Source organism: Hymenobacter sp. HSC-4F20, from assembly GCF_019599275.1.
Lineage (GTDB): Bacteria > Bacteroidota > Bacteroidia > Cytophagales > Hymenobacteraceae > Hymenobacter.
The window spans coordinates 135,602-161,584 of sequence record NZ_JAHZTD010000004.1; the positions used below are offsets into that span (position 1 = coordinate 135,602).

A 25,983-nucleotide genomic window follows, 5' to 3' on the forward strand; every position below is an offset into this window, starting at 1 on the left:
GTAGGAGGCAATTAGCTGAGTAAGGTAATATGTCCTGATATAGAGTTCCACATTCTTGTCAATCCCATTTCCCTTCACTCTTCGCATCACATAGAGCTGCTCCTCGCGCTATAGCCTCCACCGCCCCATCAAAACACCCACAGATGGTGCTTCTGGTGTTACTGCGGGGACTTCAAAGCCACCAATCAGCGCCCGCACCTAACCACCGTCGGCAAAATGGACCGGGCTTACCAGGGCCATTTTGCCGACGGGCTGCTCGCCCGCGGCGTGCGTCAAGAAGTAAGCGGCTGGCCGCCTTCCGCCCGGGGCTTCGTCCCGGTGGGCTGCCGCTGGGTAGTGGAACGCACCTTTGCTTGGCTGGACTTCTTCCCCCGCCTCGTGATGGATTATGAGTACACGCCCGAAAGCCACGCGGCGTGGATCCTCTGGGTCAACGTGACACTCTGCCTCAACCGCCTATCTTGATTCCCCAACGGGCTCTAATAACTACTTTCCTTGCCTACCGCTCCCAATTCCTATCTCCACCGCTTTACCCACCTGCGGGTGGCGCGCAGCCGCCAACACGGCGAGGCTCCTTACAAGCCCGCTCTGCTGCTGGCTGTGCTCGATGGTATTGAAGACGGCAGCATTCAGGACAACCGCATTTATATTACTCCGGAACTGCTGGCCGCCTTCCGCAGCCTCTGCCACGACCTGAGCACCTCAGCGCTATTTCGGGCCAACGATTTTTCCCTACCCTTCTACCACCTCACCGGCGACGGGTTCTGGCACCTGCGCACCTTGCCCGGTATGGAGATGGTGCTGACGGCTTCCCGCTCCGTGAAAAGCCTGCGGAGTCTGCGCGAAACTGTGGAGTATGCTACCCTTGATGCCGAACTGTGGGTGCTGCTGCAGGAGCCAGTGGCCCGCGAGGAGCTGCGCCAGGCCCTGCTGCGCCGCTACTTCCCGCAGACGCGTTTCCGCTACCAGCCCCGTGCCGGTACCGAGGTCGTGCAGCAGCTCCGGCGGCAGATGCTGGAGGAACCGGCCGCCACTTACGCGCCCCCGGCCGCCGCTACCGATGAGCTGGATGCAGCCGTGCGAAGCGGACTGTTTAAGCGCGTGGTGCTGGAAACCTACGACCATACATGCGCCATATCAGGTCTGAAGCTGGTCAGCACGAACACGGCGGCGCTTAATCCGCTGCTGGATGCCTGTCACATTGTGCCCTGGGCCCTTACCCACGACGATACCATCGGCAACGGCTTGGCGCTGTGCCCCAACCTGCACCGGGCCTTTGATCGGCACCTCTTCTGGATAGATGAGCAGTACACTGTGCGGTGCAGCACGGGCTTTGCCGAAGCTGCCGGGTCCGCCTACGGTATCCGGCAGTTTGAAGGCCAGCGCCTACAGTTGCCCACGGAACGGGCATGGTGGCCACGGCCGGAAAATCTGCGCGCGAAGCGGGAGGTTTGCTAAAGTAGAAGGGGTAGTGAATTGTGTTGGTAACGCCCAAAACAGAACGTCATGTCGAGCTAGTCGAGACATCTTGCGTGCTGATGTTGTGATAGTAGCTCAACGTCAGCACGCAAAATGTCTCGACCAGCTCGACATGATGTTCTATTTAGGGTCAGTGAGTCCTCTTACACCAGCGCCTGCCCCAGTAAAGCGTGGGCCTTTTTGGAGCCTACCCGGTGCAGCACGGTAATCTCGCCGCCTTTCACGGAGTTGTAGGAGCTGAAAAAGTGCTCTATTTCGTGGAGCATTTCCCGAGAGAGGTCCGTGATTTCGTGTAGGCCTTTGTGCTGACGCGAGTTAGCAGCTACGGCCAGTAGCCGGTCGTTGCGGACGCGGGAGCCGTCATCCTCCAGCTGTTCAATTTCCAGAGCCCCAATGAGGCGGGCTTCTACCACGCAGCCGGCAAAAGTGGGCGCGTCCAGCAGCAAAAGCACATCGAGCGGGTCGCCGTCTTCGGCTTTGGTGGAAGGGATAAAGCCAAAGTCGTAGGGGAAGCTGTGGCCTTCAGGCAGCACGCCTTTCAGCATGAACACGCCCAGGTCGGGCTCGTAGGCCACTTTATTTCGTTCGCCCTTGGGCGTTTCTACTACTACGTGCACATGGGTGCGGGAGTGGGCCGCGTGGGCCGGCAACTTATCGAGGGGAGTGGGCATGAGCGGAGTGCAAGGTTCATCCTGCTTACGGCCCAGGGGAGGGGTAGCGTTATAGTCGGGGTTAAGGAAGCAGAGGCCCAAGGCCACGCTGGTAGGCTCCTGATAAGCTGCTGGCCTCAGTAGCCCGGCTCACCAGGAGCAGTGGAGTTACGCATCTTCGGGCAGCACTTCGGCCTGAAAACCCGCTTCCTGCAGCAGATGAATCAGGCCAAAGGGATGCACCGAGCCCTGGGCGTTTTCCACTCGCAGAATTCGGTCACAGTCCTCCAGGTCAAAGCTGGCCCGATAAGCCCGGAAGGTTTTATGAATCCGGGTGAGGAGCCGCCGGGCGTGGCGCTGGCCCTGCACATTGGTCTTGAAAACTTCTACCATGGCAAACGTGAGCGGAGTAAAGGGATTAGTCATCGCACAGCTGATGAATAGCCAAAGGCGGTCATGCAGAGCAGATGAGAACCATCTCGCGTGCTGACGTTGAACGACTATCCAACGACTCGCACAGGATGTCCAGACCAACTCGACATGACCGTCCTTTGAGAGCAACTGGTAACATCTTGAGCACTAGACCAGGGTAGGAGACCCGCCCATTGCCTCTCTTATGGCCTTGTCCTCGGGGCAAGGGGTAGGCAGAACAGCAAATCAGGCGATGCTAGGAGCGGCGGGGACTGCATCGGTAGCTTCTACCCGCCGACGGTTGAGCTGGTAGGAAGCTGCAATCAGCAGGAAGCCAATCGTCATGGGCAGCCACACGCTGGCCGGTTCGCCCACCGAAATCAGCGAGTACATAGCCCCGCTTAAGTCGAATACGAAGCCGGCGTAGGCCCAATCCCGCAGGCGCGGAAAGCCCGGCACCAGAATGGCCGCTACCCCCAGCAGCTTGGCAATACCAAGAAAGGAAAGCAAATACACCGGATAGCCCAGGTGGCGGAAGGCTTCCACGGATGCGGCGTCTACCATCACGTTCGAAATGCCCGACATCAGCATCAGGGCGGCCAGCAGGCCGGTAGAAATCCAATAGAATATGTTAGTCTTTTTCATAGCGGTGGCGCTTCGCATGGGTTTAGTGGGGTAGTGGGGGAGGAGCGTCAGGACTGAGCTGGCTTGTCGTAGTTCACCATCCAGTCAATGCCGAACCGATCGGTGAACATGCCGAAGAGGGCGCCCCAGAAGGTATCGGCCAGGGGCATGGTCACGGTGCCGCCCTCCGAGAGGACCATGAAGTAGCGCGTAATTTCCTCCTCACTTTTGCAGTCGAGGGACAAGGACACCATGTTGCCTTTCGTGATTTTCTGCATGCCCGCGTCGGAGGCCATCAGGGTAAAACGGTCGGTGCTGAGCACGGAATGCAGCACGCCGTTTTGGGCTTCGGGGGCTACGTGCTCGGCGGCTGGCGTACCGGCGAAGTGTTGCACCATCAACTCGCCGCCCAGGCATTGCTGATAAAAGGTCATGGCTTCCTGGCAGGTGCCATCGAAACAGAGGTAGGGAGTGAGCATGGGCATGTTCATATACAGGATAAAATGAAAGTGGAAAAGACGGAAGAGGAACAGGTTTTAAGCTGAGCTAACATGGGTAGTATTAACGCCCGCTTTTTTGTTACTTGATGCCAACAAAATTAGTATTAGTGCGTTGATATATAGAGGGGCAATTCCGACTAATTCGGGGTTATTTGCGACATCGCACCACGTAAGCGTTACGCCATGAAACATATATCCATTCTGGTGCCCAAGGGCGCTATTCTGGGGAGCATTGAAGGGCCCCGACTGGTGTTTTCGGAAGTGAATGCCCTGCTGCAGCGTATGGGCAAGCCGGCGTTGTTCACCATTCAGCTGGTAGGCCTCGACCACGCCACAGCAGTGTGCGGCGGCCGCTACACCGTAGCCCCCGATGCGCTCCTGCCAGAGGTTACTAACACTGACTTAGTGATTATCCCGGCCGTGGATGGCGACTTGGCGCAGGCGCTGGAAAGCAATCAGGCGTTTCTGCCCTGGATAGTAAAGCAGTACAGAGAAGGGGCCGAAGTAGCCAGCCTGTGTGTAGGAGCTTTCCTACTGGCCGCTACGGGCCTGATAACCGGCCGACAGTGCACCACCCATTGGGCCGCCGCCTCCGATTTTCGCCGGATGTTTCCGGAGGTAGAGCTGCTGGAGGACCGGGTTATCACGGACGAGCACGGCATCTACTCCAGCGGAGGTGCTTTTTCCTACCTCAACCTGGTGCTCTACCTCATTGAGAAGTACGTGAACCGGGAAATGGCTGTGTTCTGCGCCAAAGTATTCCAGATAGATATGGAACGGGTCAGCCAGTCGGCGTTTGTGGTGTTCAACGGGCAGAAAGCGCACGAAGACGAGCCCATTAAAAAGGCTCAGGCCTACATCGAGGAAAACTACCGCGAGAAAATAACCGTGGACCAGCTGGCCTCCATGCTGGCCCTGGGCCGCCGCAACCTGGAGCGGCGCTTCAAAAAAGCTACCTCCAACTCGGTGGTCGAGTACATTCAGCGGGTGAAGATGGAAGTGGCCAAAAGCAGCCTCGAATCGACCCGGGAAAATGTGAATGAGGTGATGTACAACGTGGGCTACACCGACCCCAAAGCCTTCCGCCTCACCTTCAAGCGCGTCACGGGCCTCTCGCCCAAGCAGTACCGCAGCAAGTACCAGCGCGAGGCCGTAGCGGCGGGGTAGTGGCATTGCCTAGCGGGCAGATACATACAACCCACTGTACCTACTTAGCAGTAGATACTACGCAAAAAGCCCCGCAGCTATGTGCAGCGGGGCTTTTGCTTTACGCTCAAGCGGGTTAGGCAGGATTATCCGCGTCGCCGATTTTGCCGCCGTCGTTGGCGGCGCTGGGAGCGGCGTTGCCGGTGCCGTAGTCGGAGCGGTCGGCGGTGGTGTTCTTGGTCTGGTTTTTCCGCTCGTTGTCGGAGCCGCCGCCCGTGTTTTCTGATTCGGCATTGGGCTCGTCGCCGCGGTGGCTGCTGCCTTTCGCGTCGCGGGTGGGCTGGCCGCCGTCGTTGCCGTGGTTGCCCCCGTGCCGGCCGCTGCTGTCGGCTCCTTCCGGGGTTTGCGAGGCTTGCCCCTGCTGCTGGCTGGCCGCGCCGCGGGCGTTTTCGGGGCGGGGCGTATCGGTACCGTCGTTGGCGGCCTGGGCCTGGGTGCGGTTATGCTCGTTTGAACTCATAGCGGGGTGGTTGAAGTGGCGAAAAGAAACTTTCCAGGCTATACGTGCTGTAGCCGAGGTAGTTAATCCGCCAGTATCTGGCGCTGCCCTGCCGTTGAGCTGTAGGGCAGGTCCCGCGGCCCGGCCCAGCGGCTACTGCCCTCCACTACGCTGTACGCCGCCTCGCCAAACACAACGGAGTGCGAGGAGTAAGGCCGCAATGCGTACAGATGCGGACGAGAGATTAGTGCGGCATGTGGCTGATTTTGGCCTCGTCGAGGTCGAGCTGGGCTTCCTGGTGGCGCAGCATTTCCTCCTCGAACACGTCCTCACGGCGGAGCACAAACAGCTCCTCGCGCTGCACGTGCAACACATCCAGCAGCACCTGGTGGTAGCGCTGCAGGGCCCGGCGCTTGGATTCATCGTAGTCCAGGGCTTCAAGCAGATTGCCGGTGCGCTGGGCCTCCGCCTGCATCCGGTGCTGAAGGGCGCTAATCAGCTCATTGGTTTCAATGTCGGCGGCGTACTCCTGAGCCAGGTGAGCCAAGGCCACTCGGCGCAGGCGCAGCCGAATACCGGCTTCCTGCTCCTCGGCCGGCATGCGCTCCTCCAGGCCGGCAATACCCGTAAGGCGGATAAGGGCGGGCAGCGTAAGGCCCTGGAACACCAGCGTGACGAGAATCACCACGAAGGTGATAAACAGAATCAGGTTGCGCTGGGGAAAGGCCTGCCCGTTCTCCAGGAGCAGCGGCACCGACAAGGCCGAAGCCAGGGACACCACCCCGCGCATACCGGCCCAGCCAATAATAACCGGCCCCTGCCAGCCGGGGCTGGTTTCGGTGGTGCGGATGCGGCGGCTCAGCCAGCGCGGCACAAAGGCGGCCGGAAACATCCAGAGCAGCCGAATCAGAATCACGAGGGCGCTGATAACCAGGCCATAGGTAATGGCCTGCCGGAGCGAGTACGTGCCCAGGCCCTGTACCGCTACGGGCAGCTCCAACCCAATCAGAATAAACACCAGCCCGTTCAGGGCAAAGCCCACGCTCGTCCACACGCTGATGGCTTGCAGGCGGGTATCTGCATCGAAAACCCGGTGGGAGAGGTGGGAAAGCAGCAGCCCCCCGCTCACGACGGCCAGCACCCCCGAAAAGTGAAATTCCTCGGCCAGCAGGTACATCACGTAGGGCGCCAGAAACGTGAGCACCGTGTTGATGCTGGGCGTAGTGGGCAGGAAGCGGTGAATGAGGTAGAACCCGTAAGCGACTCCCAGCCCTACCACCAGCCCCATGGCGCTAACCAGCAAAAAGCTGGTCGCGGCTGCGTGCCAGGTAAACGTGCCCGATACTACCGCCGCCAGGGCAAACCGGAAGACGATAAGGCTGCTGGCGTCGTTGATGAGGCTTTCCCCTTCCAGGATGCTCGTCACGCGGCGCGGCACCTTCACGCCCCGCAGCACGGAAGTGGCCGCTACCGCGTCGGGCGGGGAGATGATGCCGCCGAGTAGAAACCCCAGCGCCAGGGTGAAGCCCGGAATCATGGCCCTGGACACGTAGGCTACCAGCGTGGAAGTAAAGAACACCAGCCCGAAGGCCAGCAGGCCAATAGGGCGCTTCCACCGCCAGAAATCCTGCCACGAGGTATCCCAGGCTGCCTGGTAGAGCAGGGGCGGCAGGAAAATCAGAAAGATCAGGTCGGGGTTGATGGTGATGGGTGGCAGCCCCGGCACAAAGCTCAGGGCCAGCCCGGCCAGCACCAGAAAAATAGGGTAGGAGATGCGCAGCTTCTGGCCCAGCATCACGAGCAACAGCATGGCAAATAGCAGCCCTAAAACCAGTAGAATATTTCCGTGTAAGGTGTTTTCGTGCATGAACCGGTATGCTGGGTGAGGTAGCCAAGCCGGATGGCCCGGGGGCGGAAGGTAGGATCTGCCCGGCAAAAAGGCTACCCCCATCCTAGCATGAGCTACCCATACCTCCTGCCTCTACATGGCTTCACCTACCTGCGCGTAGCGCGCAGCCACCAGCCTGGCGAGGCTCCGCGTACAAGCCTGACTGCGCTTGATGGCATCGCAGACGGCAACATGCAGGATACCCCCCTACATTCCCCGGAGCTGCTGGCCGCCTTCCGTGGCCTCGGCCGCGACCTAAGCACCTCAGTGCTGTTCCGGGCCACTGACTTCTCGCTGCACCGGTGCCGGGTTCTGGCACCCGCGCACCGTGCGGGGTAACGTGTTTAGGTGCGTGGCGCTGGAAGCCTACGCCCACACCTGCGCCATTTCCGGGCGCAACGCGGGTAGGCCCCAGCGACCTGTATAGGCCACAGGAGCAAATGCCCTTAAACATAGGGCTTGTGTAGCACTCCTGCTTATACAGAATGGGCAGTGTAGTCAGCTATGCGTAAAGCGAATGGGTAACGGCACTTTGCCTGCGGTGTGGCTATGTTTCGTCAGCACCGGGGCGTGCCACCGCAGCTCCTGCTGGGAGGGCTATAATAGAGCTTCTGAATAGCGGATAAGTTTTATGGAGAAATTTACGTCGTTGGCCAACTACTAGTACCTGGATAATGTAGGCTGTATCACGTTTTACAGTGGTGTACGCACTAAAGCAAGTTGTTTCTGTGGCGGCCAATGAATATTTGTCATCCTTATCAATGTCAGTAATATAGGCAGTATGTGAGTCTTTTAAATTTCCCCTCTGATCATACTGATTAGTGTAAAGCTTAGCAAATCCAGTTGCATGCACTACTTTGTAATGACCGCTTGTCTGAGTGTTGTGTACGTATATTTTTATATCCTCGATTTTCATAGAGGTAGTGGAGCCCTTTGTCAAGTTTATTTTTATTGCTAAATGATCGTTGCTGCTGTCGGGAATAGGCACCCTCGAATACTCAGGCCTTAGCTGCAGGTCTGTAATATCCAGATTGCCAAAGATTTTGTAGAAGAAGTACATGCCAGCAAATATCAGAGCGAATATCTCTATAAAAGTATTTGTAAAAGATAACCTGCTGGGAGTTGATTCCTGGCTAATTAAGTTTATCGGAAAGAACTTGGTGAGCCGGATAAAGAAAAATACAATGAGTAGAGCGGTGGCAGTGTATATAATTATTAAGTTGTTTTTGAATATTCCAATGGCTATAGCAATAAACAATATGCCGTAAATACTAACTGTAGCTTTGCTGCTTAAATTCTGTATAGAGAAAGAAAAACTAGAAGGCTGCTTTTCCATATACATGAATTATTTAAGTGTATTTTGCTGAGCGTATCCAGTGCAAAAGGGGGTAGCAGCTGCCTCCTGCCGCGAGGCATTATTTTAACAAGCCAGCTGTTTCCAGCTCCTGCCGGATTTTGTGAAGTATCTTTTTGTGGACCGTGTCCAGCACTTGGTCTTTGGCCAGCCAGTAGTTGATTCGGCACCACCATTTGGCAGCGCCTTTCCCGGGAAACTCCTTGGGCACCATCCGCAGCAGCCGGTCCAGGCGAGCCCGTAGCAGGCGACCAATTTCCTGATCCAGCACTTGCCGGTCGAGTTGGGCCTTTTCCCACAAATCATTGTCGCCTCCGTGTCAGCACTGAATTTTACGGAAGCTCGCCAGCTTGTGGGGGCGCCCCGTGGGCAATGTAAGCACGGAGCTAAACCAACTCCGGCTGCTGGCCAGAACGTCAAAAAAGACACCCCGGCCCGGAGTGGCTTTTTGGCTGCTTGCAGCAATGCGTGTTCGTTTTGCAGGGCGCTACTGGCGGTAGGCCTGGCCGAAACGTACAATTTGGCCGGCGCGCTTGCCGCTGCGCTTGATGCGGGTACCCTCGGCAAGCTCCAACCCAATGATAGGCGCCTCGCAGCTGGTCATTGGAAGCTCGCGGTCTACGTAGCCAGCGGCAGCAACGCGCAGCTTCTGTCCGCGGTATACTGGCTCGGTGATGATGTACTTGCCTTCGGAGTTTGTGATGTAGGGAATACGGCCGCCCACCAGCGTAACGGTGGCTCCTACCAGCGGCTGCCCTTCGGCGTTGAGTACCTGACCTGTAAAGCGGGAGCATTCCAGCCGGGCAGCAGCCGAAGCCGGTGGGGCCGCTAATGCCAGCCGTTCCGTGGCGGGCACCGGCCGTGCTGATTGGGCGACCCCGGTAAAAGGCAGGGCAAACAGGGCAGAGCAGATAGCAGGTAGTAGTAATGAGTGCATACGCGGTGGGGAAAAGTGTGGGATAGATCGGCTTGCTTTAAACGCAATACATTGCATCTAGTTAATAAATAATATAATCTATGTAAAATAATATGCTTATAAATTGCTGGACCGCCATTACCGGGCTTCACAATTGCCTGCTCCCACCAGAAAACTACCCTTTGCGGCCGTTATACCCAAACCTGAGGCGTACCAATATATTTCTTAGGCGGGGAAGCCCACCGGAGGTATAGCCCAGGGCGTAAGCAACTTAAGCGCTGGTTTCTTCCTCCGCCTGGAGCAGCGCCTACCTCACTAGGGGCCGGCCACGCGGGTAGCAGCGGCCCCACCAGCACTGGCAACAGCATACCGCGCGCCGCCGGTCCGGGCCAAGCGCTGGCGCCCGGCACCGAATCCGGAGAATAGATGGGGATGAAGGAGAAGGCTGGCTGAACTGTTCGCTACGCGGTTAATTTTCTGCCTGCTAGTGTCGTGGCCGGCAGGAGCCAGCGGGTACAGCAGGTGCTTTTTACCGGGCAGAACGCGCCATTGGCTGGGAGGTAGGGAGCGTTGGTCCAATAAAGCTGCGCAGGCCTGGGCTGGTGCCCTACCTTTGACTCAATAAGTATTCAGCGCGTGTAGGGTTTATGGAAAGGAAGGCTCGTACCGCGAAGTGTTGACCACCGGCAAAAGGAGTAGGGTGGATGAATGATATTTGCCGGCCAACGCGACGGAAAAGACCGCTGCCTCGGGCAGCGGTTTTTTTTTGTGCCTACTCCAAGTCAGATCGAATAGATTTCCTACCGGCCGAGACTTGCCCGTTGGAGGGCGCTCGGGGCCCACACAAACGCCCTGCCACGAACCAGGACGCAATACTAAGGCTTTGTGTCAGATTATGATATGGATAATAAATTGACACAGAATGGTGTCAATTTATTCTATGAATTGATATTTGACACAATTCAGACCCGTTGCTCGTTACAGGAGCATGACTGCTCACCCAACTCCTCATCTGCTACTGGCTTTGCGCACCCGCTACGGCCTATCTCAGGCGCAATTAGCGGAATATCTATCGGTTTCCCGCGCGCAGGTTTCTATGGCCGAGCAAGGCCGCCGGGTTCTGCCTACCACCGCCTGGAGCAAGCTGCTGCCGTTGCTGCACGTACTGGAAGCGCCGGCTACCAGCGCGGGCACCCCGACTGCCCTCGACGATGCCAGCCGCACGGCCTTGCAGCGCCGCCTGCGCGACTGCACACACGAGGCTACCCGGCTGCGGCAGGAGCTGGCGCACATGCGCGCAAAGGCCAGCCAGTGTCAAGCCGTGCTCCGCGAGCTGGTACCCCTGTTACGCCCCTTGGCTACTGCCGGGGCGGCGCGGAAAGAGGAGGCGTGGCTGGCCCTGCGCGAGGAAGAAGCGCAGCAGGAAGTAGCCCGGAGCGGCCCGGCCGCGCAGGCCCTGCTGGAGCTGCGCATCGATGCCCTCGACTACGAGGCCGGGCAGGCAGCCCTTCGGCTGGCCCGGGCTCTGGGTTAGCCCCAGCTGACGGAGTTTCTGCTGAAAGAGCACTGGTTGGCTGTTACGGGGCAGTTGCGTGCTTTTGCCTCGCTAGCAATGCCTTATACCTATTTGTTTAGTTATCACGTACCTTTTATTCAGTAGTATGCCTATTCTGTTACCTTACTACCACGGCCGCTGAGTGCGATGCGCTGTTGAGCATGGCCGAAAAAGAGCGGAGCGCCTTGGCTTTTCGCTAGGCTTCCCTTTTCCAGGCGGCTGGACGTGCAGCAGCGTCAATACTGAGGTAGCGCATTCCCGGAGCTATTGTGCACCCTTTACCCGCATCGGCACGGTGTATATGCCCTGGGAGGCAGTAATAAATAAGGTGCGGCGGTCTTTCCCCGCGAAGCATACATTGCCGGTCCATTCTTCAGGAATAGCAATGTGCTCCAGCTGCTGGCCGGTGGGGCTATATACCGTTACACCCTTGCCCGTCAGGTACACGTTGCCTGCACTGTCCAGCGTCATCCCGTCGGAGCCCTGCTCCACGAACAGCTGCCGGTTAGTAAGCTGGCCCCCAGGGCCAATCTGGTAGCGGTAGGTTTTGTTGGCTTCGATGTCGGCAACGTAGAGCAGTCGCCCGTCGGGTGTGCCAATGATGCCATTGGGCTTGCGCAACTGGTCAGCCGCTACAACGGGAGTTGCTTGCCCGTCGGCCAGGTAGTACACATACTGGCCCCTCAGGCCGGGGTCGGGGGCAGTGCGGGTCCAATAGTCACGCTGGTAGTACGGATCCGTGAAATATATGCCTCCAGTCTTGGGGTTGATCCACAGGTCATTGGGTCCGTTGAGGCGGTGGCCCTGCACCTCTTTCACCAGCACCGTAACCCGGCCCCGCGCATCAATAGACCAGAGTTGATTGTCCTCGTCGGCGCAGGCCAGCAGGTTTCCTTTCTTGTCGAAGTACAGGCCATTGGCCCGGCCGGCCTTATCCAGAAAAACCGAGAGTTGCCCATCAGTGCTATACCGCCAGATGTTGTTGTTGGGCTGATCGGTAAAGAATACGTTGCCCGCCTTGTCCACTGCCGGGCCTTCCGTGAACGTAAACTGCCGGGTCACCAGCTTGGGCGTCGCGTGCGGGGCCAGAACGGAGCGAATGGGGCGGTCTTGGGGCGGGGCGGCAAGAGCTTTCCAGCCGAACAGGGTGCCGGCCAGCGCGGCGGCCACGCCCACCACAACCAGACGGCGGAAGGTTACATAATTTTTCATCCTGGTAACAACACGGAAAACATACGCTAGCTGCTCGGGGCAGTCAGCTGATTTAGTACGGAACAAGAGGGTGCCGCGGCTAGCCAAGGAAGGGGGCCGCGAGTCAGCTACCAGAAATTGGGATGCCCGGCGGCGGCCACCCAGCGAGGAGCCCCGTACACCCGAACACGCATCGTCGGTGCCTTGCGTTGCCGGGCCCGCTTCATCTTATGCCTGCTGTTCCGTGTCAAACCCCGTTTCTACTACCGCGCCCGCGCCGCCCTCCTCCAAACTGGCTATTGTGGCTGCGCTGGCAGCCAACCTGGCCATTGCCGTTATTAAGTTTGTGGCGGCCGCTTTCACGGGCAGCTCGGCTATGGTAGCCGAGGGCATTCACTCCGTGGTGGACACGGCCAACGAGTGGTTGCTGCTGCTGGGGCTGCGCCGAAGCCAGCAGCCCGCCTCGGAAACTCGACCCTTTGGCTACGGCAAAGAACTGTACTTCTGGTCGTTTATCGTCTCAATCTGCATCTTTGCCATCGGGGGGGGCATTTCCATGTATGAGGGAATCGAGCACCTGCGCCACCCCGTACCGCCCGGCGACCCGACCTGGAACTACGTGGTGCTGGGGGTGGCCTTCCTCTTTGATGGAGCGTCGTTTCTGGTGGCCCGCCGCACCTTTAATGCGCAGCGGGGTAGCCGCTCCTTTTGGCGGGCGTTCCGCGGCAGCAAAGACCCGTCGACGTTCGTAGTGCTGTTCGAGGATGCGGCCGATTTGCTCGGGTTACTGGTTGCCTTTCTGGGAGTTTTTCTGAGTCATCAGCTGCAAAACCCTTACCTCGACGGAGTAGCTTCCCTGCTTATCGGGGTGATTCTGGTGGTAGTGGCTGGGCTGCTGCTGCGCGAAAACAAGAGCCTGCTGCTTGGCGAGCCGGCTGAGCCGGAGCTACTGGCCGAGGTGGTTCGCCTTGTGCGGGCCAATGCCGCCGTGGTAGCCACTGCCCCACCTCTCTCCTCCTACCTTAGCCCGCATGATATTCTGCTGGTGCTGCCCGTAGAGTTTCAGGACCATCTGGCAGCTGCCCAGCTCAGTGATGTTATCCGCCACTTACAGACAACCATTCAGCAGCAATATCCCGATATCCAGCACCTGTTTATTCAGCCTACTGCTTCGCTGGCGGCACAGGGGGCTCGTGAACTACCCACTTCTCTTCCCTAATGCGCCCAGGATACGCCGGTACCCAGGTGCGCACAACTGGTCTGGCTTCGGGGCGGGCAACGCACACGAGAGCGACTGGCAGCACTTGCCGGTTTCTTTACTGCCCAATAATCAATAGGTTACACGTAGCCTAACGCCTGCTGGGGTCTTACGTATGTATGCATACTATCTCTGTTTTTATGCTTGATTTCGCCACTCTATTTCGCCCGCTGGCCGACCGTAGCCAAGTACTTTACTTTGCGTATCGCTTAGAAACGGGGCAGGTGGAGTACGTCAGTCCGGCTTACGAAGCAGTTATAAAGCGGGCACCGGAAGCAGTCAATGAAGACTTGCCGGAATTGCTGGCCCGCCTGCACCCCGAGGACCAAGAGTTTGCCTCCGCCCGGCTTAATCATGTGCTGCAGGGCAAGTTTGTGGAAGACGTGGAGCTGCGTCTGCTGCCGCCCCGGGGGGTACTGCAGCGTATTCAGTGGCTGTGCCTGACGGTGGGCCGGGTAGAGCAGGCGCCGGGCTACACCTACCTTACTGGCACCGTGCACGATATTACCCGGGCCCGGGAGTACATAGATAATGCTAATCGCTTCAATAAAAAGAAGAATATAACGCTGGAGGTCCTTTCTCACGATTTGGCGGGACCCTTCATTATGATTAAGCAGGTGGCAGGCTATGTGAGCGAGCGGATAGAAAAGCTGCAGGATACTCAACTCACGGAGCTGCTCCTAACTATGCAGACAACTTGCCAGGACAGCGTGAACCTGATTCGGGATTTTGTAGACCACGAGTTTCTGGAATCGTCGAATGTGGAGTTGAAGCTGGAGCGCCTGGATCTGGCCACGGAGTTGCGCACGTTGGTGGCAGAGTACGAGAAATCGGGTGATGAAATTCAGAAGCGCTTTACGTTTGACGGACCGCCTACCTGCTACCTCTACCTCGACGAGAATAAGTTTATGCAGGTGGTTAACAATCTGGTTAGCAACTCTATCAAGTTTACTCCGGATGGCGGCCACATTCACGTCAGTGTGCAGGACTCGGGGGAGCAGGTACTGGTAGCCGTGGCCGATAATGGCATTGGAATTTCTAAAAAGTACGAGAACACGCTTTTTGAACGATTTACGCCCGCCCGCCGCCCGGGTCTGCGGGGCGAAAAAAGTACTGGTCTGGGTATGTCCATTATTAAGGTCATCGTGGAACTGCACCAGGGGACCATCAGCTACGAAAGCGAAGAGGGCCAGGGCACTACCTTCTATATTCGGCTACCCCGACTGCAGCCCGCCTAGCTGGTACGCCGGGGCCCGCCTCTCAGCTACGAGCTATACCACGTAGCGGGCTGGACAGTAGGCCAGGGTGCTTAGAACTAGCAGCTACGCGGTAGTCACCAGGTTTTTATGGCCGTGCCGCCAAAAGATGCGTAAAAGGAGCAGTACTACTTCTGTTTTCTTATGTGCGGCCGATACACCGTTACGCCGCCTGCTGCCGCGCTGGAAGCCCGTTTCGAGGCTTCCTTCGCGGAGTCGCCGGCTCCTCCTACCTATAATGCGGCACCCTCGCAACGGCTGCCCGTCATTCTGAATACCGACCCCGGCCGTATTCGGCTGGTGCAGTGGGGACTGGTGCCCGGGTGGGTGCGCGACCTGCAGAAAGCACCCCGGCCCATTAATGCCCGCGCCGAAACTTTAAGCGAAAAGCCCTCTTTCCGGACGTTGCTGCAGCGTCGGCGGGCTCTGGTACTAGCCGATAGTTTCTATGAGTGGCAAGCTACTGACCACGGCAAGGTGCCGCATCGGATTCTGCTGGCCTCCGAAGAGCCATTTGCCTTTGCGGGTCTTTGGGATGAGTGGCTGGACCGAGAAACGGGAGAAGTGAAACCTACCTTCACCATCATTACCACAGCACCTAACAGCCTGATGGCTCCCATCCATAACCGCATGCCCGTGCTGTTACCGGATCGGGCAGCGGAGTTGGCGTGGCTGGATGATGCCGTAGGAGCCGCCGCCCATCAGCAGTTATTGCAGCCACATACCGCCCGTACCATGCGGGAGTATGTGGTAAGTCCGCTGGTAAATTCCCCAGCCCATAACGACCCGAGCGTACTTGTGCCCGCCGCCTAGTTTGCCCCAGAGCCTTCCGTGCCCTAAGCTAAGTTCCGCACTACCTGTCCGGCGTCAGGTCCTGCTCGGCGCAGGCCTAACTGGCTGTGGTCTGAAGCCTATACTGCTGCTTGTCTATTGTACGGCGGGCCAAGGTGCTCTAAGACCGAAACAACTCGTTGCGGCGTAGGGCTCGTTCGTAGGGCAGCACAGGAGGACGCCGCTTTTTCAGGTGACGGCTAAGCCAGCCATTTTTGGCCCGAGCCCGGCCACTAGGAGCGGGAGCGGCTGCCGCCGTGTCAGGCAGGATGATGGTGCAAGTAACCAGAAGTAGAAAAGCCGGGAGCAGGTGTTTCATGGTATTATAATCACATATAATTAAATTCGAAGGCAAGTATAACTGGTTAGTTTGACTTATCATATATAGGATATTACAATACTATGTCTTGTTGCAGCAATAAGCTTGCTGGTTGCTTACGTAATACTATACACGCCCAAAAGCAGCCCAGCCGACTTCTGCAACGGAGCTGCAGGGAAACCGGCTGGGCTGTTTTTGGGTGCTCAACAAGATAAAAGCGTGCTACCGGTGCCGCATGAGGCGGCGGTAAGCTGGTACAACACGGCGCTTCTTGCGCTTAACCCAGCCACCGTGCTTGTGAGGACGGCTGGCACTCAGAATCGGCACAGCCACAGAAGTTGCCTCCGTTGTTTCGTGGGTGGCGGCAGCGGCATCAACTCCAAGAAATAGCAGGATGCCGAGCAAGGCAGCAGTAGATATTTTCATAACGCAAGTGAGTTTCGTTTGACTACTTGCAAGTATATGATAAATTATTTATTAAAAAAACCATATCAAATATGCCCACAAAAAAAGCTCCCTGGGTCACAGGGAGCTTTCAGTAATACAATGAACAGTGTTATGCCGCTTCGTGCTCAGAGTCGGTAGCCTTCGCTACGGCGAAAACGGCAATACTGGCTACTACTGCAATACCGATAATCAGTTGGGTAGGAGTGAAACGCTGGGAAGCTTTACGGAGTAACTGACCGCTGCTCTTCAGCAGGTCGTCTAGGTGATCATGCTCCCCTTTGAACACCTTGTAGGCACTCTGCAGGGTATCAATGATTTCTTCCGGAGCAATTTTTTCGACTTCTTTTGGCAATTGAGTGCTCATAGCGGGCAAATAAGGACAAGTGAAGGAAGAGGGCTTAGAAACTGATGGCTTAACCACCGAGAGCCTGTACGGAAGATGCTTCCTTTTTGATATGGCTGAGATGGGGTTTGTCGGTCAGCACTGGTTAGCTAGGTTGCTGACTGCTCATGCAATTACGCGGCACAGGAATTTAATCAGCATCGGGGCAAGTAGTTACGCAGTAACAGTGCTTAGCCACAAAAAGCCCCTCCGGGGGAGGGGCTTTTTGTGGCTAAGCACTAACCCGGCATGCCAGCCGGTTAGTCAGGCGTTGTTGTGAGCAACTAAACGGCTTACTCGTATACCTTCACCACGAACACGTAGTCCTGTAGCTTCCGAATCTGCTGGGGTCGGGAAGTGCCGGTGAGCTGGTTGGAGCGGGGCAGGTTGTAGGGCTGACCTGCCCCCGCAGAGCCCAGGGAGTCAACCAGCCGCATCAGGTAGGACGATTTAGTAGCGAAGGCAGCGCTCTGTACATCCATCTGTCGGCCGCTGATTACCCCAATCAGGTTGCCCTTGTCGTCGAGCAGGGGGCCACCGGAGTTGCCGGGGTTAACCGGAATGCTGATCTGGTAGAAGCCCGTGTCGCCCTCGAAGCCGGAGCGGGCGCTGAGCGAGCCATCATTAAACACCAAGTCTTCGCGCGGATAGCCCAGGGTGTATACTTTCTCCCCCAAATCTGACTGTCCGCGCTTGAAGGAGTAGGGCAGACGGCCAAAGCCCTTGAATGCTTTGTCCTTAATTTGGAGAATGGCTAGGTCATGGGCCACATCTGTGAAGACAGGCTCAGCGCGCAGGCGCTGCCGGTCACGGCCTTCAATCAGCAAAGAATCAGCACCTTGAATAACGTGGTAGCTGGTTACCAGGTAGCCATCGGCAGTAAGAGCAAAGCCTGTGCCGCTGAATTTGCCAGGGTTGCTCTTTTCCGGCGCCGACTCAATCTGGTTTAGGGTACGGTTCATGGAGCGCTGGGTCTGCTTAATTCGCTCTACTTCCCGGCGCAGCACCGTGTAGCCGTACAGGGAAGGTCTCTGGGAAGCGCGCCACCATTCCAGACCCAAGAGGGTAGTAAATACGGCCATCACGGCCACGGAGGCTGCCACCATCATGGTGGCGCGGTGGCTGTTCCAGAAGGCGCGCAGTTTTTCTTCGGTGCGCGAGATGCGCAGCAGCGGACGCGGAGCCTGGCCCGTGGCAAACCGCTCGTGGCGCTCGTCTTCCTCGGCTACTTTCGCCAGCGGGGTAAGGCGCACAGCCTGCTCGGCCTCCATATCGGCATGAATGGCGTGGAGCTTGCGCCGCAGGGCCAGACGCCGGCCGTAGGCCGTGAGGGTGCCCGTTAGCTCCTCGAACTCCTGGAGGCGTCGGGCCAGGTCGGCGTCGGCGGCCAGCCGGAGTTCCAGGCCCGCGCGTTCGTCGGCTGGCAGCGTACCAGCGCGGTAGGCATCGAATAAAGCAAAATAGTCAGCTTCGGTTTTCATTTCCGGGGGTGGCGGTAGAGGCCGGAACTAGGCGTGAGCCCATGTTTCCATACTAACCGCCGGGGCTAGGGTTCATGTTCCTGGTACTGACTGAAAAACAGTTTTTTAAGCCGGACCAGGCACTTGTATTTCTGATTCTTGGCGTTGTCGGCGTTGGTATAGCCAAACTCAGCCGTGAGCTGCTGCATCGATTTGTCGAGCAGGTAAAATCCTTCCAAAAGCGAACGGCAAGGCTCCCCAATCCGCTCCAGCGCCTGGCTCATGGTGCCTAGCTGCCGGTCGCGCTCCTCAGCTACCTCCAAATCGGCTTCGGCGCCGGTTTCGAGGTAGGGCTCGTGGTCGTCGAGGCGGCCGCTGAAGCGGGTTTTCTCGGTGAGCCGTTTCAGCCAGAGGCGGCGGCACACGGCGTAGAGGTAGGTTTTGATCTGGCAGCTTAGCTCCAGGGAGCCGTCGCGGACCTTTTCATAGAATACCATCACGCCCTCCTGGTACACGTCCTTGGCCTCGTCGTCGGTGCCGCTGTTTTGCAGCACGTAGTGCGAAATCATGGGAAAGTGTAGCCGGTAGAGCTGCGCCAGCGCCCGGTCGTCGTCGCGGCGAATAGCCGCCACAAATTCCTCGTCGGTGTAGGCAGGTTGTCCCTTACCCATTCGCTTTGTTGCTTAATACATTGAACTCCGCTTCGTAACCCAGGGAAAAAATATTTTCTACAGTTGGGTTACTATTCGCCTTTGCCAGTATGAAGGGCGTTTTTCGGACAAAATTTTTCAAACCTACCAAAAATGAACAACCTCCTGAAGGTATCTGCTCTGGCCGTTGTATTCGCTGCTACCCTCGTATCGTGCGAGTCGAAGAAAGCTGAAGAAACCACCACGTCGACCGAAGCTACGTCGGTAGAAGCTACCGCTCCGGCTACCACCGATTCTACGGCTGCTACCACCGACACCACGGCGGCTGCTACTACCGATGCTGCTACCACGGCTGCTCCCGCTACCACGGAAGCTACCACCACGACTACCACCACCGAGCAGAAGTAATTACGCGCCGGTTTGGCCGGTACGTTATTCCTGGGGCCCGAGTTCCGCACGGCGGAGCCCGGGCCTTTTCGTTGTTATCCCTCTGGGGCGTATAGTAGATGGGGCCAGGCGTTTTACAGCTTTTCCTCCAGCCACAGCAGGCCGGCACCCAGCAGAAACAATAGGTAGCCCCACCAGCGTGGCCAGGCCGTACGGTGAAGCTCTGCCACAGCTGCAGAATGAACGACGGCCTGCGGGCCCAAAGCCGCTGCGGCCTGCTGCCACTGTTGGTAGGCTGGCCCGCGCCACTCGGTGCTGCGGAACACATAAAACCAGTGCCGGGCCGCCCCGCTTTGGGCCTCGTGCCAGCCCGGTGCCGCGGGCCAATAGGGAGCCGTCGCCCACTCGGGAACGTACTCATCCTGGCGTAGCGCCACAGCTTCAGGCGTAGTAGCTGTAGCCGTGGCCGGGCGCACCTGCAGCAAAGAGGCGGGCGACCCGGTCACGCGCAGCAGCAGGGGAGTGTTGGGCCGGGGCCAGAGCGCCAGAGGCTGAATAGTAGCTGCTGCTCCGGTTGTAGGCACCACGGCCGTCAGCAGGTAACTCCAGTACGCATCGTATGCCGCCGCGTGGTTCTGCAGAAGCCAGGGAAACGTTTCGGTGAGTGTGGTTACCGCAACTCGGCCCAGGCCAACGCGGCGGTGGGCCGCTACCAGCTGCTGATGGGCAGTGGTTACCAGGGGCCGGAGGCCGGTAGCCGGCCGAAGCACCGCGGTGAGTGGCGCGCCCAGGCGGGCCGGCGCCTCGGGCCAGGACAGCAGTTGCGGGGCTATAGCGGCAGCAGGTAGGGCCTGTACCTGAAAGGTGCTGCTGGCGGGCAGATTGCGAGGCACGCTGGGCGCGTCTGCCAGCAGGAGCAGGCCACACGTGCCGGCTCGTACGCTTTGCCCTAGGGCTGTCGTTTCGGGGGGCGCCAGACCAGCCAAGGAAGCGGCATCTGCTACTACTACCTCAAACCGGGCCAGCAAGGCCGGTGTGAGACGGGTAAGGTCGGGAGGAGAAGTAGCTACGTTCAAAAACTCTGTTTGAGCTACCCCCTGGCTTACCCCCGTGCGCACGGCCACGGCGTGCTGATGAGAAGCCAGGTAATTCTTTAGAAAGCGAGTTTCAAAAGAAGGGGCTGCCGCCAACAACAGTACCCGCAAGGGCCGGGCCGGCTGAACCTCCAGCGGAATGGGCTCCTGTGCCACCACGCCGCCCGCCTGCCGGGCCACCAGCGTGTAGATTGCCCGCCCTTCAGTGCGCGGAGTAAAGCGCAGCCTGAACCCGCCGCTGCCAGCAGGCAGCCGCACGGAGTCGCGGCCCGCGCCGGCGGCGTATAGGCTAACCCAGGTGGGGCCGCTGATGCCAGTAAGCAATCCTTCTACAAACCAGGGCTTCCCCAGTTCAGGCCGCCGGTGCCAGGCCGCCGCCTGAAAGCCCCCGACTGAGAAATCTTGGTGGGCCACTACGCGCAGGCCGTGCAAGGCAGCCACATCTGCCGCCGCCAAACCTTGTCCTAGCACGTGCAAGGTTTGTAGCTGGGGTAGGCGCTGCCGTAGGGCAGGTAGGTTGGTTAGGGTAGGCGTATCGGCGGCGGGTGTTGCGTAACGCCACACCAGGGTAGCGGCACCCAGCCGGCCTAGCACTTGGCGCAGGGTGTCGGCAGAGTAAGCATCCGTCAGCAGCACGGCCGTGGAAGAGGCAGGTAGCCGCTTGGTGCGAACCGGCGGGAATGCCACCAGCCAGAGCCCGCCAACAGCCGCCAGCCCCGCGCCTATCCGCCACGCCAGCCGCCGCGGGCCGGGCCGGCGCCACGCGGCAAACGTTAGCACCATCGCCAGCAGCAGACAGAAACCAAGAAAGTAAAGCATGCAAAAAATAAGCTGACGGGCGAAGAATAGCAGACAGGTGACTTACCGGGAAAGCTCTTGGAAGTAACGCTGAGCCAAGCGGTTTGCCGGGGCGGGCGCGTGAGTAGGAGACGCTGCCGGAAGCGGGAGCAGGCTGGTGAGGGCGCGCTCCAGCGACGTGGAGGCCAAGGTGGTAACCGGTTGTTGCTGCCGCAGGGCAGCAGTGAGCCGCCGCAGCTCACGCAGGGCGCTCAGATAAGCGCCGGGCTGCTGAAGGGCGGCCCGGGACAGCTCAGGCCCGGCCTGTTCCAGCGTGGCCGCTGCACCCGGCGGCCGCTCCCCGGCGCGTAGTTGCGTGAGCACCCGCAGGGCGGCACGCACCACGGGCTGGCGGGCAGGAGCGGGTAGCTGCTGCTGGCGGCGCGGGGCTGCCGCGCCGGTAAGGTCGCCGGTTAAGCGGGTAGTAGCTTCTGGCATAGGAGGAGGCGTAAAACCGGCTTTTTTAACGTAGGCCCGGGTTTGTTGCTGCACTTGCTTGAGCAGGCGGAGGGCGCGGTACTCAAACGGCAGCGCCTCGCGCGGCCGGCCGGTGCGTAGGCGCAGCTCGGCTTCCCACATCTGACCAAGCACGGCTTGCAGCTTGGCTTTGACGGCCGGCTCCAGGAAATCGGCCGTTTCGGAGTCGTCGTGGTGGTGGATGTACGGGTCCATCAGCTCGGCGGTCAGGGCGGCACCGGGCGCGGCATCGGCCGCAGCTCCGGCGTGCTCGTGGCTGTGGTCGTGTCCATCGGTGGGGGAGTGCTCTTCGGCAGCCGGGGTAGGCGCTTCGGTGTGGTCCTCGGCTACTACGGAGCCGAGACCAGGCGCTTCGGGCGGGGAATCGGCGGCGGGCGCCTGGGGCGCGGCCCCGATGGTCTCATCCGCTTCTTCGCCCAAAAACTTGCCGTAGCGCATCCGCAAGATCTTCTGATCGAAGCCAATGCCGTTGGAACGCTCCAGCAGCGTAGCGGCCGCCAGACTTTTCTGTTCTGCCAGCAGCTTTTCGGTATCAATGATAATCTGGCGCTGGCTGCGGAAGTAGGCGGGTTTGGCACTCACCCCCAACGACACATCCAGGGCACTTTCCTGCACGGTGGTATCTTCCCACTGCACCAGGTAGGTATCGGAACGGGTGAACTGCTGGTGCGTATCCCAGGCCTGCAAGTAGAAATACACCTCGTCGCCGTAGGTCAGCCCCAGGGCGGGCAGGCGCAGCAAGTGCTGCACGCTCACTGTTGCGGGCTGCCCCCGTAGCACGGCGCTCAAGTCGGTAACTACCTCCCGGAACTTTACAGCCTCGCCCTGGCCCTGGGCAATGGTAGCTACCAGGCGGGCCCGGGTCAGGCCGAAGTCGTCGTGGAGCTGCGCACGCACCGCTACCTGTGGTGGCCGCCCGAATTCGACTAAGGTATAGGCTTTCGGGGTAAGCAGGCGGATAGTTGGGGCACGGTCGGGGTACACGTCGATGGCGTATTCGTCGGAAACCTGCTGGCCCAACCGCAGACGGTAGAGGGCAGCGGTGTTCAGCGTCGTTTCGGCAATAAACTCCGTTGGCTGGCCGGCTACCGGGCGCAGGCTCAGCCGGCGGCCCCCCAGTTCCAGCACGGGTGCCGGCTGCCCGGCTCGGCTTACCCGCACCGTCCAGCGTACCTGGCTCCCGCGCAGGCAGCGAAACGAAGCAGCGGAGGGGGAAAAGGCCCCCTGGTGGGTGTAAGCCGGCGGTGCTACCCGCAGGCGGGTTTCCAGAATGCGGGCTGCGGATGGGGGTTGGGTAGCCGGTTGCGTAAACCGCAGCTGAACCGGCTTTCCGGCTGGGGTGCTAGCCGCCTCAGCCGTGGGCCGCAGCCAGTATACGGCCCCCGCGACCAGCAGCAGCAGGCCGCTCAGCAGCAGGGGGCGCCGAAAATCTACGGGTAGCAAGGGCCCGGCCGCGGCCAGCTCCGGCAGGCGCGCGCGCAGGCGCTGCTGCTGGAGCTGCTCCAGCAGGTTCAGGCGCTCCGGGGCGCGGAGCAGCAGGCCGGCACTGTCTTCGAGAATGGGATGCTGGCGGTTAAGACGCCGGGCCAGCTCAGGCAGCGCGACCCGCCAGATGCGCCAGAGCAGCACGGCCAGCCCACCCAGGGCGAGGCAGGCCGCAACTACTACCGTTGGGCGTGCTGCCGGCCACCCGGCGTACCCTGCGGCCAGCAGCACGCCGCCCGCCAGGGCCGGTAGCAGCAGGGCGGCCGTGCGGCGCCGGGCCCACGAGCCCTGCGCTTCCCGCAAAGCGGCATCGGGGGCGGCAACGGTAGCAGTGAGTAAACTCATTTCGGGAGAAATACGAGAAGTCAGGAAGGGTTTAGGCAGCGGGAAGTCTGCCGGGTAAGCGCCGGGCCGCCAGCAGCCGCTCCAGGGCAAAAAGGAGGCCCGCCGCCGCTACCAGCCACGGAGTCAGGTCACGGAGAGGTACTTTATCTTCGGCGGCCGGGGTAGCAGTCTGTGTTGGGAAAGGGTTGCTCAACTGGCGCAAAGGCATAGGGCGCGGGTCGGAGCCCGGGGCAGCCAGGGAAGCGGGCAGGAGCAGGGGCAGGAGCAGAGCTGGCAGCTCGGGGCTGTCGGCCAGCTCGCTCCACTGTGGATCAGGGCGGGTGTGCAGGTAGTAGCGGCTGCCACGACCTTCCGTGCGGGCGGTCAGCAGGGGCCGGTTGGTAGCCGATGCCCAGCGGGGTATCCCGGCCCGGCGGGCGGTATCGAGGCGCAGAAGCCGGATAGGAGCTGTGCTGCCTGGGGGCAGGTAGCTGTCCGCTGCATCCTGCCCCCGACCCCGGGCTTCCTCCCAAATCTGCAGGCCGGCCGAAACCCGCCGGGCCCACTCGGCAGGCAGGGGTGCTTCGCGCAGCCAAAAAAGCCAGTCCAGCGAGTCGGGAATGGTAGAAGTAGTCGTTACCCGGAGCCGGGGGGGCAGGGGCAGCACAGAGCCGGCCGCCCGCAGCGCCGCCGTAAGTGCCTCGGCGGCGGGGGCGTGGGTGGCATCGGTGCTTACGGCCAGGCGAAGCGGCCGGGTCAGTAAGGGAAGCGCCCGGCGGGCGCCGCCGGGTGCCAGGGTCGTGAGCTGCTGGCGCTGCGCGTCGAAATCAACTGTTACGCCCGTTCCCAGGCCAGAAACCAAGCCGCTCGTGGTCGGCCACGCCCGCCGGATACGCCGGAAAACGGTGCTCCTCTCGGCGCCGGCCGCCAGCAGGAGCACGAGGCTATCGGGGTGGGGGCGCCAGGCGGCCACGGGCCACGTCACGGAGTCGGCGGGCGGGAGCGGTACCCAGCGGACAGTGGCCGGCAGGGCCGGACGGCTGCCCCGGAATGCCTCCAGGGTAAGCGGGGCTACCACTACCAGGGGGCGTCCGGGAAGGGAGTCGGCGGCCTGCTGCACGCTGCTCCATAAAGAGAGGGGCGTGGTAGCAGGAGTATGGGCTAGGCTGACCGCGGTAGTATCGGCCGTGCGGGCATCCGCCAGCCCCACTGCGGCCCAGGACGTGGGCAAGCCTGGCCGCGGGCTGCCCAGGTAGCGCAGCTCATAGCCGCGGCGGCGCAGCGAGTCCAGCAGGGGGCGTACAGTGGCCAACTGCGCCGGCGAAGCGGCCGGACTTAGCAGCACCTGTCCTCGCCGGGGCAGCGGGAGCCGGCGTTGGGCTGGGCCGGCTAGGGCCAACGCCAGTAGGCCAAGGATGCCAGCGCGCAGCAGCAGCAGCAGCACTTGTTCGGGCTTAATGCTGCGCAGGCGTTGGTTGGCCGCCGCTTCCAGCCACCGCAGGCTGCCTACTGGCACTACCCGCCCCGGCCGCCGGTTCCAGAGGTAAATAGCCAGCGGCACGGCCAGCCCCAGCAGGGCCAGCCATCCGGCGGAGGCATGGAGGAAAAACAACGAAGGCAAGCAGCGAATCTGGTTTCTGGTGACGAAGTATACGCAACTTCTGCAAGCTACCTCCCGCCGGAAAGTAGGCAAAACAGAAACACAGACACAACTTCAGGTGTCGGCGTTGCGGCTCCTGCGGGAACTACTCCGTAAATTCAGCAGCTGCCGGCTCTTCGCTCACTAACGCGGTCCGACCTGCTCCGGAAGCTCCCCGCCAATTCCGTCCGTTGTTTTTCCTTACGGGTGTGGGCTAGTGAGCTGCTGACCCAGCGAAGCCAGTAGCGTAGTCATGGCCTCCTCAATGCCCTGGCATTGCTGGAGCATGCGCGGTTTGGGCGCTCCTTTCTCCGTGTACTGATCGTAGTTGCGCAGAACTGGCTCCACAGGCTGCCGGTAAGTTTGAGTGGCCGTGGTGCCCAGGCGGGAAAACTCATCCTGGCGGAGCCACCCCACCAAGCCATCGGCCGCCAACCCGCTGCCGGCATCGGCGGCGGCCACCGTAACCGGGTAGCTTGGGTAGCTGATGTCGGTCAGCTCGTAGCGCAACGCCCCGTTCTGCACCCGGAAGCAGAAGCGAAAAAGCACGTTGAACTTACGGGCATCCTGGTTTTTCTGGGCCGGCGCATGGGCCTGCACAATGGCCCGACCTATCAGCACGCCGCGGGTGGCATCGGCAAACTGTACCACCGACCTGTAGTCTTCAAACTGCCGGGCCAGCCACTCCTGCGCACGGCCGTACAGCTCAGCGGCCGGCAGGGTAGGAACCGGCAGGGTCCCGCGGTAGCTGATAAGCTGGGTAGTACTATCGATAGGCACTACTGGTAGCGCCCGGGCGTACTGTGCCCAGCTGGCGTGAGACAAACAACTAAGAGCTGCAGCGAGAAAATAGTGCTTCATAACCAAAGGAATACGGTAGAATATCAGGTAAAGCAACTATTCAGCCGGACTCCCGGATAGCGG

Annotated in this window: 28 protein-coding genes; 9 read left to right on the plus strand and 19 right to left on the minus strand. The window is 60.0% G+C overall.

Annotated features, from left to right (window positions below; genetic code table 11):
* Positions 1-216: 216 nt before the first annotated feature.
* Both K3G63_RS19300 and K3G63_RS19305 read left to right on the plus strand, forming a co-directional pair.
* On the plus strand, positions 217-465 hold the full coding sequence (locus K3G63_RS19300; protein WP_220615773.1) for a hypothetical protein: 249 nt from the start codon (positions 217-219) through the stop codon (positions 463-465).
* Positions 466-495: 30 nt separating this feature from the next.
* Positions 496-1,458, plus strand: a complete 963-nt coding sequence (locus K3G63_RS19305; RefSeq protein ID WP_220615774.1) for an HNH endonuclease — start codon at positions 496-498, stop codon at positions 1,456-1,458.
* Positions 1,459-1,622: 164 nt separating this feature from the next.
* Here K3G63_RS19305 and K3G63_RS19310 read toward each other — a convergent pair whose 3' ends face one another.
* The 4 genes from K3G63_RS19310 to K3G63_RS19325 form a co-directional block, all read right to left on the minus strand.
* Positions 1,623-2,231 (minus strand): inorganic diphosphatase, encoded by a 609-nt coding sequence (locus tag K3G63_RS19310; RefSeq protein WP_220615775.1) that lies wholly within the window; start codon positions 2,229-2,231, stop codon positions 1,623-1,625.
* A gap of 66 nt (positions 2,232-2,297) precedes the next feature.
* A complete protein-coding gene (locus tag K3G63_RS19315; RefSeq protein ID WP_259404578.1) occupies positions 2,298-2,555 on the minus strand; it encodes a hypothetical protein in 258 nt (85 codons plus the stop codon).
* Positions 2,556-2,786: 231 nt separating this feature from the next.
* Entirely contained in the window at positions 2,787-3,185 is a 399-nt protein-coding gene (locus tag K3G63_RS19320) for a DoxX family protein (protein ID WP_220615776.1), read from the minus strand.
* 47 nt (positions 3,186-3,232) lie between these two features.
* Positions 3,233-3,655: a VOC family protein gene (locus K3G63_RS19325; protein ID WP_220615777.1), complete on the minus strand. Its 423-nt coding sequence runs from the start codon at positions 3,653-3,655 to the stop codon at positions 3,233-3,235.
* A 192-nt stretch (positions 3,656-3,847) separates the two neighbouring features.
* Between K3G63_RS19325 and K3G63_RS19330 the strand changes: the two genes are divergently transcribed.
* Positions 3,848-4,831, plus strand: a complete 984-nt coding sequence (locus K3G63_RS19330; RefSeq protein WP_220615778.1) for a GlxA family transcriptional regulator — start codon at positions 3,848-3,850, stop codon at positions 4,829-4,831.
* Positions 4,832-4,946: 115 nt separating this feature from the next.
* Here the strand turns inward: K3G63_RS19330 and K3G63_RS19335 are convergent, their stop codons facing one another.
* Positions 4,947-5,330, minus strand: coding sequence for a hypothetical protein (locus tag K3G63_RS19335; protein WP_220615779.1), 384 nt, complete (start codon positions 5,328-5,330; stop codon positions 4,947-4,949).
* Between the two features lie 223 nt (positions 5,331-5,553).
* Positions 5,554-7,176, minus strand: coding sequence for a Na+/H+ antiporter (locus K3G63_RS19340; RefSeq protein WP_220615780.1), 1,623 nt, complete (start codon positions 7,174-7,176; stop codon positions 5,554-5,556).
* Between the two features lie 90 nt (positions 7,177-7,266).
* Between K3G63_RS19340 and K3G63_RS19345 the strand changes: the two genes are divergently transcribed.
* Entirely contained in the window at positions 7,267-7,536 is a 270-nt protein-coding gene (locus K3G63_RS19345; protein WP_220615781.1) for a hypothetical protein, read from the plus strand.
* A gap of 208 nt (positions 7,537-7,744) precedes the next feature.
* On the opposite strand, the gene K3G63_RS19350 is transcribed toward K3G63_RS19345, so the two are convergent.
* The 3 genes from K3G63_RS19350 to K3G63_RS19360 all read right to left on the minus strand — a co-directional run bounded on the left by K3G63_RS19350 (position 7,745) and on the right by K3G63_RS19360 (position 9,488).
* A complete protein-coding gene (locus tag K3G63_RS19350) occupies positions 7,745-8,533 on the minus strand; it encodes a hypothetical protein (RefSeq protein ID WP_220615782.1) in 789 nt (262 codons plus the stop codon).
* Between the two features lie 79 nt (positions 8,534-8,612).
* Positions 8,613-8,852, minus strand: coding sequence for a hypothetical protein (locus K3G63_RS19355; protein WP_220615783.1), 240 nt, complete (start codon positions 8,850-8,852; stop codon positions 8,613-8,615).
* Between the two features lie 186 nt (positions 8,853-9,038).
* Positions 9,039-9,488, minus strand: a complete 450-nt coding sequence (locus tag K3G63_RS19360) for a carboxypeptidase-like regulatory domain-containing protein (protein WP_220615784.1) — start codon at positions 9,486-9,488, stop codon at positions 9,039-9,041.
* A gap of 967 nt (positions 9,489-10,455) precedes the next feature.
* On the opposite strand from K3G63_RS19360, the gene K3G63_RS19365 reads away from it, so the two are divergent.
* The gene (locus K3G63_RS19365) at positions 10,456-11,001 is read left to right on the plus strand and encodes a DNA-binding transcriptional regulator (protein ID WP_220615785.1); all 546 of its coding nucleotides are present in this window, start codon (positions 10,456-10,458) and stop codon (positions 10,999-11,001) included.
* A gap of 285 nt (positions 11,002-11,286) precedes the next feature.
* Here the strand turns inward: K3G63_RS19365 and K3G63_RS19370 are convergent, their stop codons facing one another.
* Positions 11,287-12,234 carry an SMP-30/gluconolactonase/LRE family protein gene (locus K3G63_RS19370; RefSeq protein WP_220615786.1) on the minus strand — a complete coding sequence of 316 codons (948 nt, stop codon included), beginning with the start codon at positions 12,232-12,234 and terminating at the stop codon, positions 11,287-11,289.
* Positions 12,235-12,457: 223 nt separating this feature from the next.
* Between K3G63_RS19370 and K3G63_RS19375 the strand changes: the two genes are divergently transcribed.
* From K3G63_RS19375 to K3G63_RS19385, 3 genes are all read left to right on the plus strand, one after another.
* Positions 12,458-13,432 (plus strand): cation diffusion facilitator family transporter, encoded by a 975-nt coding sequence (locus tag K3G63_RS19375; RefSeq protein ID WP_220615787.1) that lies wholly within the window; start codon positions 12,458-12,460, stop codon positions 13,430-13,432.
* A gap of 179 nt (positions 13,433-13,611) precedes the next feature.
* The gene (locus K3G63_RS19380) at positions 13,612-14,709 is read left to right on the plus strand and encodes a PAS domain-containing sensor histidine kinase (protein WP_220615788.1); all 1,098 of its coding nucleotides are present in this window, start codon (positions 13,612-13,614) and stop codon (positions 14,707-14,709) included.
* Between the two features lie 162 nt (positions 14,710-14,871).
* Positions 14,872-15,540 carry an SOS response-associated peptidase gene (locus K3G63_RS19385; RefSeq protein WP_220615789.1) on the plus strand — a complete coding sequence of 223 codons (669 nt, stop codon included), beginning with the start codon at positions 14,872-14,874 and terminating at the stop codon, positions 15,538-15,540.
* Between the two features lie 139 nt (positions 15,541-15,679).
* Here the strand turns inward: K3G63_RS19385 and K3G63_RS19390 are convergent, their stop codons facing one another.
* The 5 genes from K3G63_RS19390 to K3G63_RS19410 all read right to left on the minus strand — a co-directional run bounded on the left by K3G63_RS19390 (position 15,680) and on the right by K3G63_RS19410 (position 18,837).
* Positions 15,680-15,877, minus strand: a complete 198-nt coding sequence (locus K3G63_RS19390; protein WP_220615790.1) for a hypothetical protein — start codon at positions 15,875-15,877, stop codon at positions 15,680-15,682.
* Positions 15,878-16,099: 222 nt separating this feature from the next.
* Positions 16,100-16,303, minus strand: a complete 204-nt coding sequence (locus tag K3G63_RS19395; RefSeq protein WP_220615791.1) for a hypothetical protein — start codon at positions 16,301-16,303, stop codon at positions 16,100-16,102.
* Between the two features lie 130 nt (positions 16,304-16,433).
* Positions 16,434-16,688, minus strand: coding sequence for a hypothetical protein (locus tag K3G63_RS19400; protein WP_220615792.1), 255 nt, complete (start codon positions 16,686-16,688; stop codon positions 16,434-16,436).
* A gap of 311 nt (positions 16,689-16,999) precedes the next feature.
* Positions 17,000-18,187 carry a serine protease gene (locus tag K3G63_RS19405; protein ID WP_220615793.1) on the minus strand — a complete coding sequence of 396 codons (1,188 nt, stop codon included), beginning with the start codon at positions 18,185-18,187 and terminating at the stop codon, positions 17,000-17,002.
* A 65-nt stretch (positions 18,188-18,252) separates the two neighbouring features.
* On the minus strand, positions 18,253-18,837 hold the full coding sequence (locus K3G63_RS19410; protein WP_220615794.1) for an RNA polymerase sigma factor: 585 nt from the start codon (positions 18,835-18,837) through the stop codon (positions 18,253-18,255).
* Between the two features lie 132 nt (positions 18,838-18,969).
* On the opposite strand from K3G63_RS19410, the gene K3G63_RS19415 reads away from it, so the two are divergent.
* Positions 18,970-19,224 carry a hypothetical protein gene (locus K3G63_RS19415; RefSeq protein WP_220615795.1) on the plus strand — a complete coding sequence of 85 codons (255 nt, stop codon included), beginning with the start codon at positions 18,970-18,972 and terminating at the stop codon, positions 19,222-19,224.
* A gap of 113 nt (positions 19,225-19,337) precedes the next feature.
* Here K3G63_RS19415 and K3G63_RS19420 read toward each other — a convergent pair whose 3' ends face one another.
* The 4 genes from K3G63_RS19420 to K3G63_RS19435 all read right to left on the minus strand — a co-directional run bounded on the left by K3G63_RS19420 (position 19,338) and on the right by K3G63_RS19435 (position 25,884).
* Positions 19,338-21,116, minus strand: a complete 1,779-nt coding sequence (locus K3G63_RS19420; RefSeq protein WP_220615796.1) for a hypothetical protein — start codon at positions 21,114-21,116, stop codon at positions 19,338-19,340.
* A gap of 42 nt (positions 21,117-21,158) precedes the next feature.
* Entirely contained in the window at positions 21,159-23,441 is a 2,283-nt protein-coding gene (locus K3G63_RS19425; protein WP_220615797.1) for a DUF4175 domain-containing protein, read from the minus strand.
* A 31-nt stretch (positions 23,442-23,472) separates the two neighbouring features.
* Positions 23,473-25,041, minus strand: coding sequence for a BatA domain-containing protein (locus tag K3G63_RS19430; RefSeq protein ID WP_220615798.1), 1,569 nt, complete (start codon positions 25,039-25,041; stop codon positions 23,473-23,475).
* Positions 25,042-25,260: 219 nt separating this feature from the next.
* Positions 25,261-25,884, minus strand: a complete 624-nt coding sequence (locus K3G63_RS19435) for a DUF4468 domain-containing protein (RefSeq protein ID WP_220615799.1) — start codon at positions 25,882-25,884, stop codon at positions 25,261-25,263.
* Positions 25,885-25,983: the final 99 nt, after the last annotated feature.

What these genes read in the sequence shown, in the direction of transcription:
- K3G63_RS19300 (WP_220615773.1), top strand. Translation starts at nt 217, where the DNA reads ATGGACCGGGCTTACCAGGGCCATTTTGCCGACGGGCTGCTCGCCCGC.
- K3G63_RS19315 (WP_259404578.1), bottom strand. Translation starts at nt 2,555, where the DNA reads ATGACTAATCCCTTTACTCCGCTCACGTTTGCCATGGTAGAAGTTTTC.
- K3G63_RS19320 (WP_220615776.1), bottom strand. Translation starts at nt 3,185, where the DNA reads ATGAAAAAGACTAACATATTCTATTGGATTTCTACCGGCCTGCTGGCC.
- K3G63_RS19325 (WP_220615777.1), bottom strand. Translation starts at nt 3,655, where the DNA reads ATGAACATGCCCATGCTCACTCCCTACCTCTGTTTCGATGGCACCTGC.
- K3G63_RS19330 (WP_220615778.1), top strand. Translation starts at nt 3,848, where the DNA reads ATGAAACATATATCCATTCTGGTGCCCAAGGGCGCTATTCTGGGGAGC.
- K3G63_RS19335 (WP_220615779.1), bottom strand. Translation starts at nt 5,330, where the DNA reads ATGAGTTCAAACGAGCATAACCGCACCCAGGCCCAGGCCGCCAACGAC.
- K3G63_RS19340 (WP_220615780.1), bottom strand. Translation starts at nt 7,176, where the DNA reads ATGCACGAAAACACCTTACACGGAAATATTCTACTGGTTTTAGGGCTG.
- K3G63_RS19345 (WP_220615781.1), top strand. Translation starts at nt 7,267, where the DNA reads ATGAGCTACCCATACCTCCTGCCTCTACATGGCTTCACCTACCTGCGC.
- K3G63_RS19350 (WP_220615782.1), bottom strand. Translation starts at nt 8,533, where the DNA reads ATGGAAAAGCAGCCTTCTAGTTTTTCTTTCTCTATACAGAATTTAAGC.
- K3G63_RS19360 (WP_220615784.1), bottom strand. Translation starts at nt 9,488, where the DNA reads ATGCACTCATTACTACTACCTGCTATCTGCTCTGCCCTGTTTGCCCTG.
- K3G63_RS19365 (WP_220615785.1), top strand. Translation starts at nt 10,456, where the DNA reads ATGACTGCTCACCCAACTCCTCATCTGCTACTGGCTTTGCGCACCCGC.
- K3G63_RS19370 (WP_220615786.1), bottom strand. Translation starts at nt 12,234, where the DNA reads ATGAAAAATTATGTAACCTTCCGCCGTCTGGTTGTGGTGGGCGTGGCC.
- K3G63_RS19380 (WP_220615788.1), top strand. Translation starts at nt 13,612, where the DNA reads ATGCTTGATTTCGCCACTCTATTTCGCCCGCTGGCCGACCGTAGCCAA.
- K3G63_RS19385 (WP_220615789.1), top strand. Translation starts at nt 14,872, where the DNA reads ATGTGCGGCCGATACACCGTTACGCCGCCTGCTGCCGCGCTGGAAGCC.
- K3G63_RS19390 (WP_220615790.1), bottom strand. Translation starts at nt 15,877, where the DNA reads ATGAAACACCTGCTCCCGGCTTTTCTACTTCTGGTTACTTGCACCATC.
- K3G63_RS19395 (WP_220615791.1), bottom strand. Translation starts at nt 16,303, where the DNA reads ATGAAAATATCTACTGCTGCCTTGCTCGGCATCCTGCTATTTCTTGGA.
- K3G63_RS19400 (WP_220615792.1), bottom strand. Translation starts at nt 16,688, where the DNA reads ATGAGCACTCAATTGCCAAAAGAAGTCGAAAAAATTGCTCCGGAAGAA.
- K3G63_RS19405 (WP_220615793.1), bottom strand. Translation starts at nt 18,187, where the DNA reads ATGAAAACCGAAGCTGACTATTTTGCTTTATTCGATGCCTACCGCGCT.
- K3G63_RS19410 (WP_220615794.1), bottom strand. Translation starts at nt 18,837, where the DNA reads ATGGGTAAGGGACAACCTGCCTACACCGACGAGGAATTTGTGGCGGCT.
- K3G63_RS19415 (WP_220615795.1), top strand. Translation starts at nt 18,970, where the DNA reads ATGAACAACCTCCTGAAGGTATCTGCTCTGGCCGTTGTATTCGCTGCT.
- K3G63_RS19420 (WP_220615796.1), bottom strand. Translation starts at nt 21,116, where the DNA reads ATGCTTTACTTTCTTGGTTTCTGTCTGCTGCTGGCGATGGTGCTAACG.
- K3G63_RS19425 (WP_220615797.1), bottom strand. Translation starts at nt 23,441, where the DNA reads ATGAGTTTACTCACTGCTACCGTTGCCGCCCCCGATGCCGCTTTGCGG.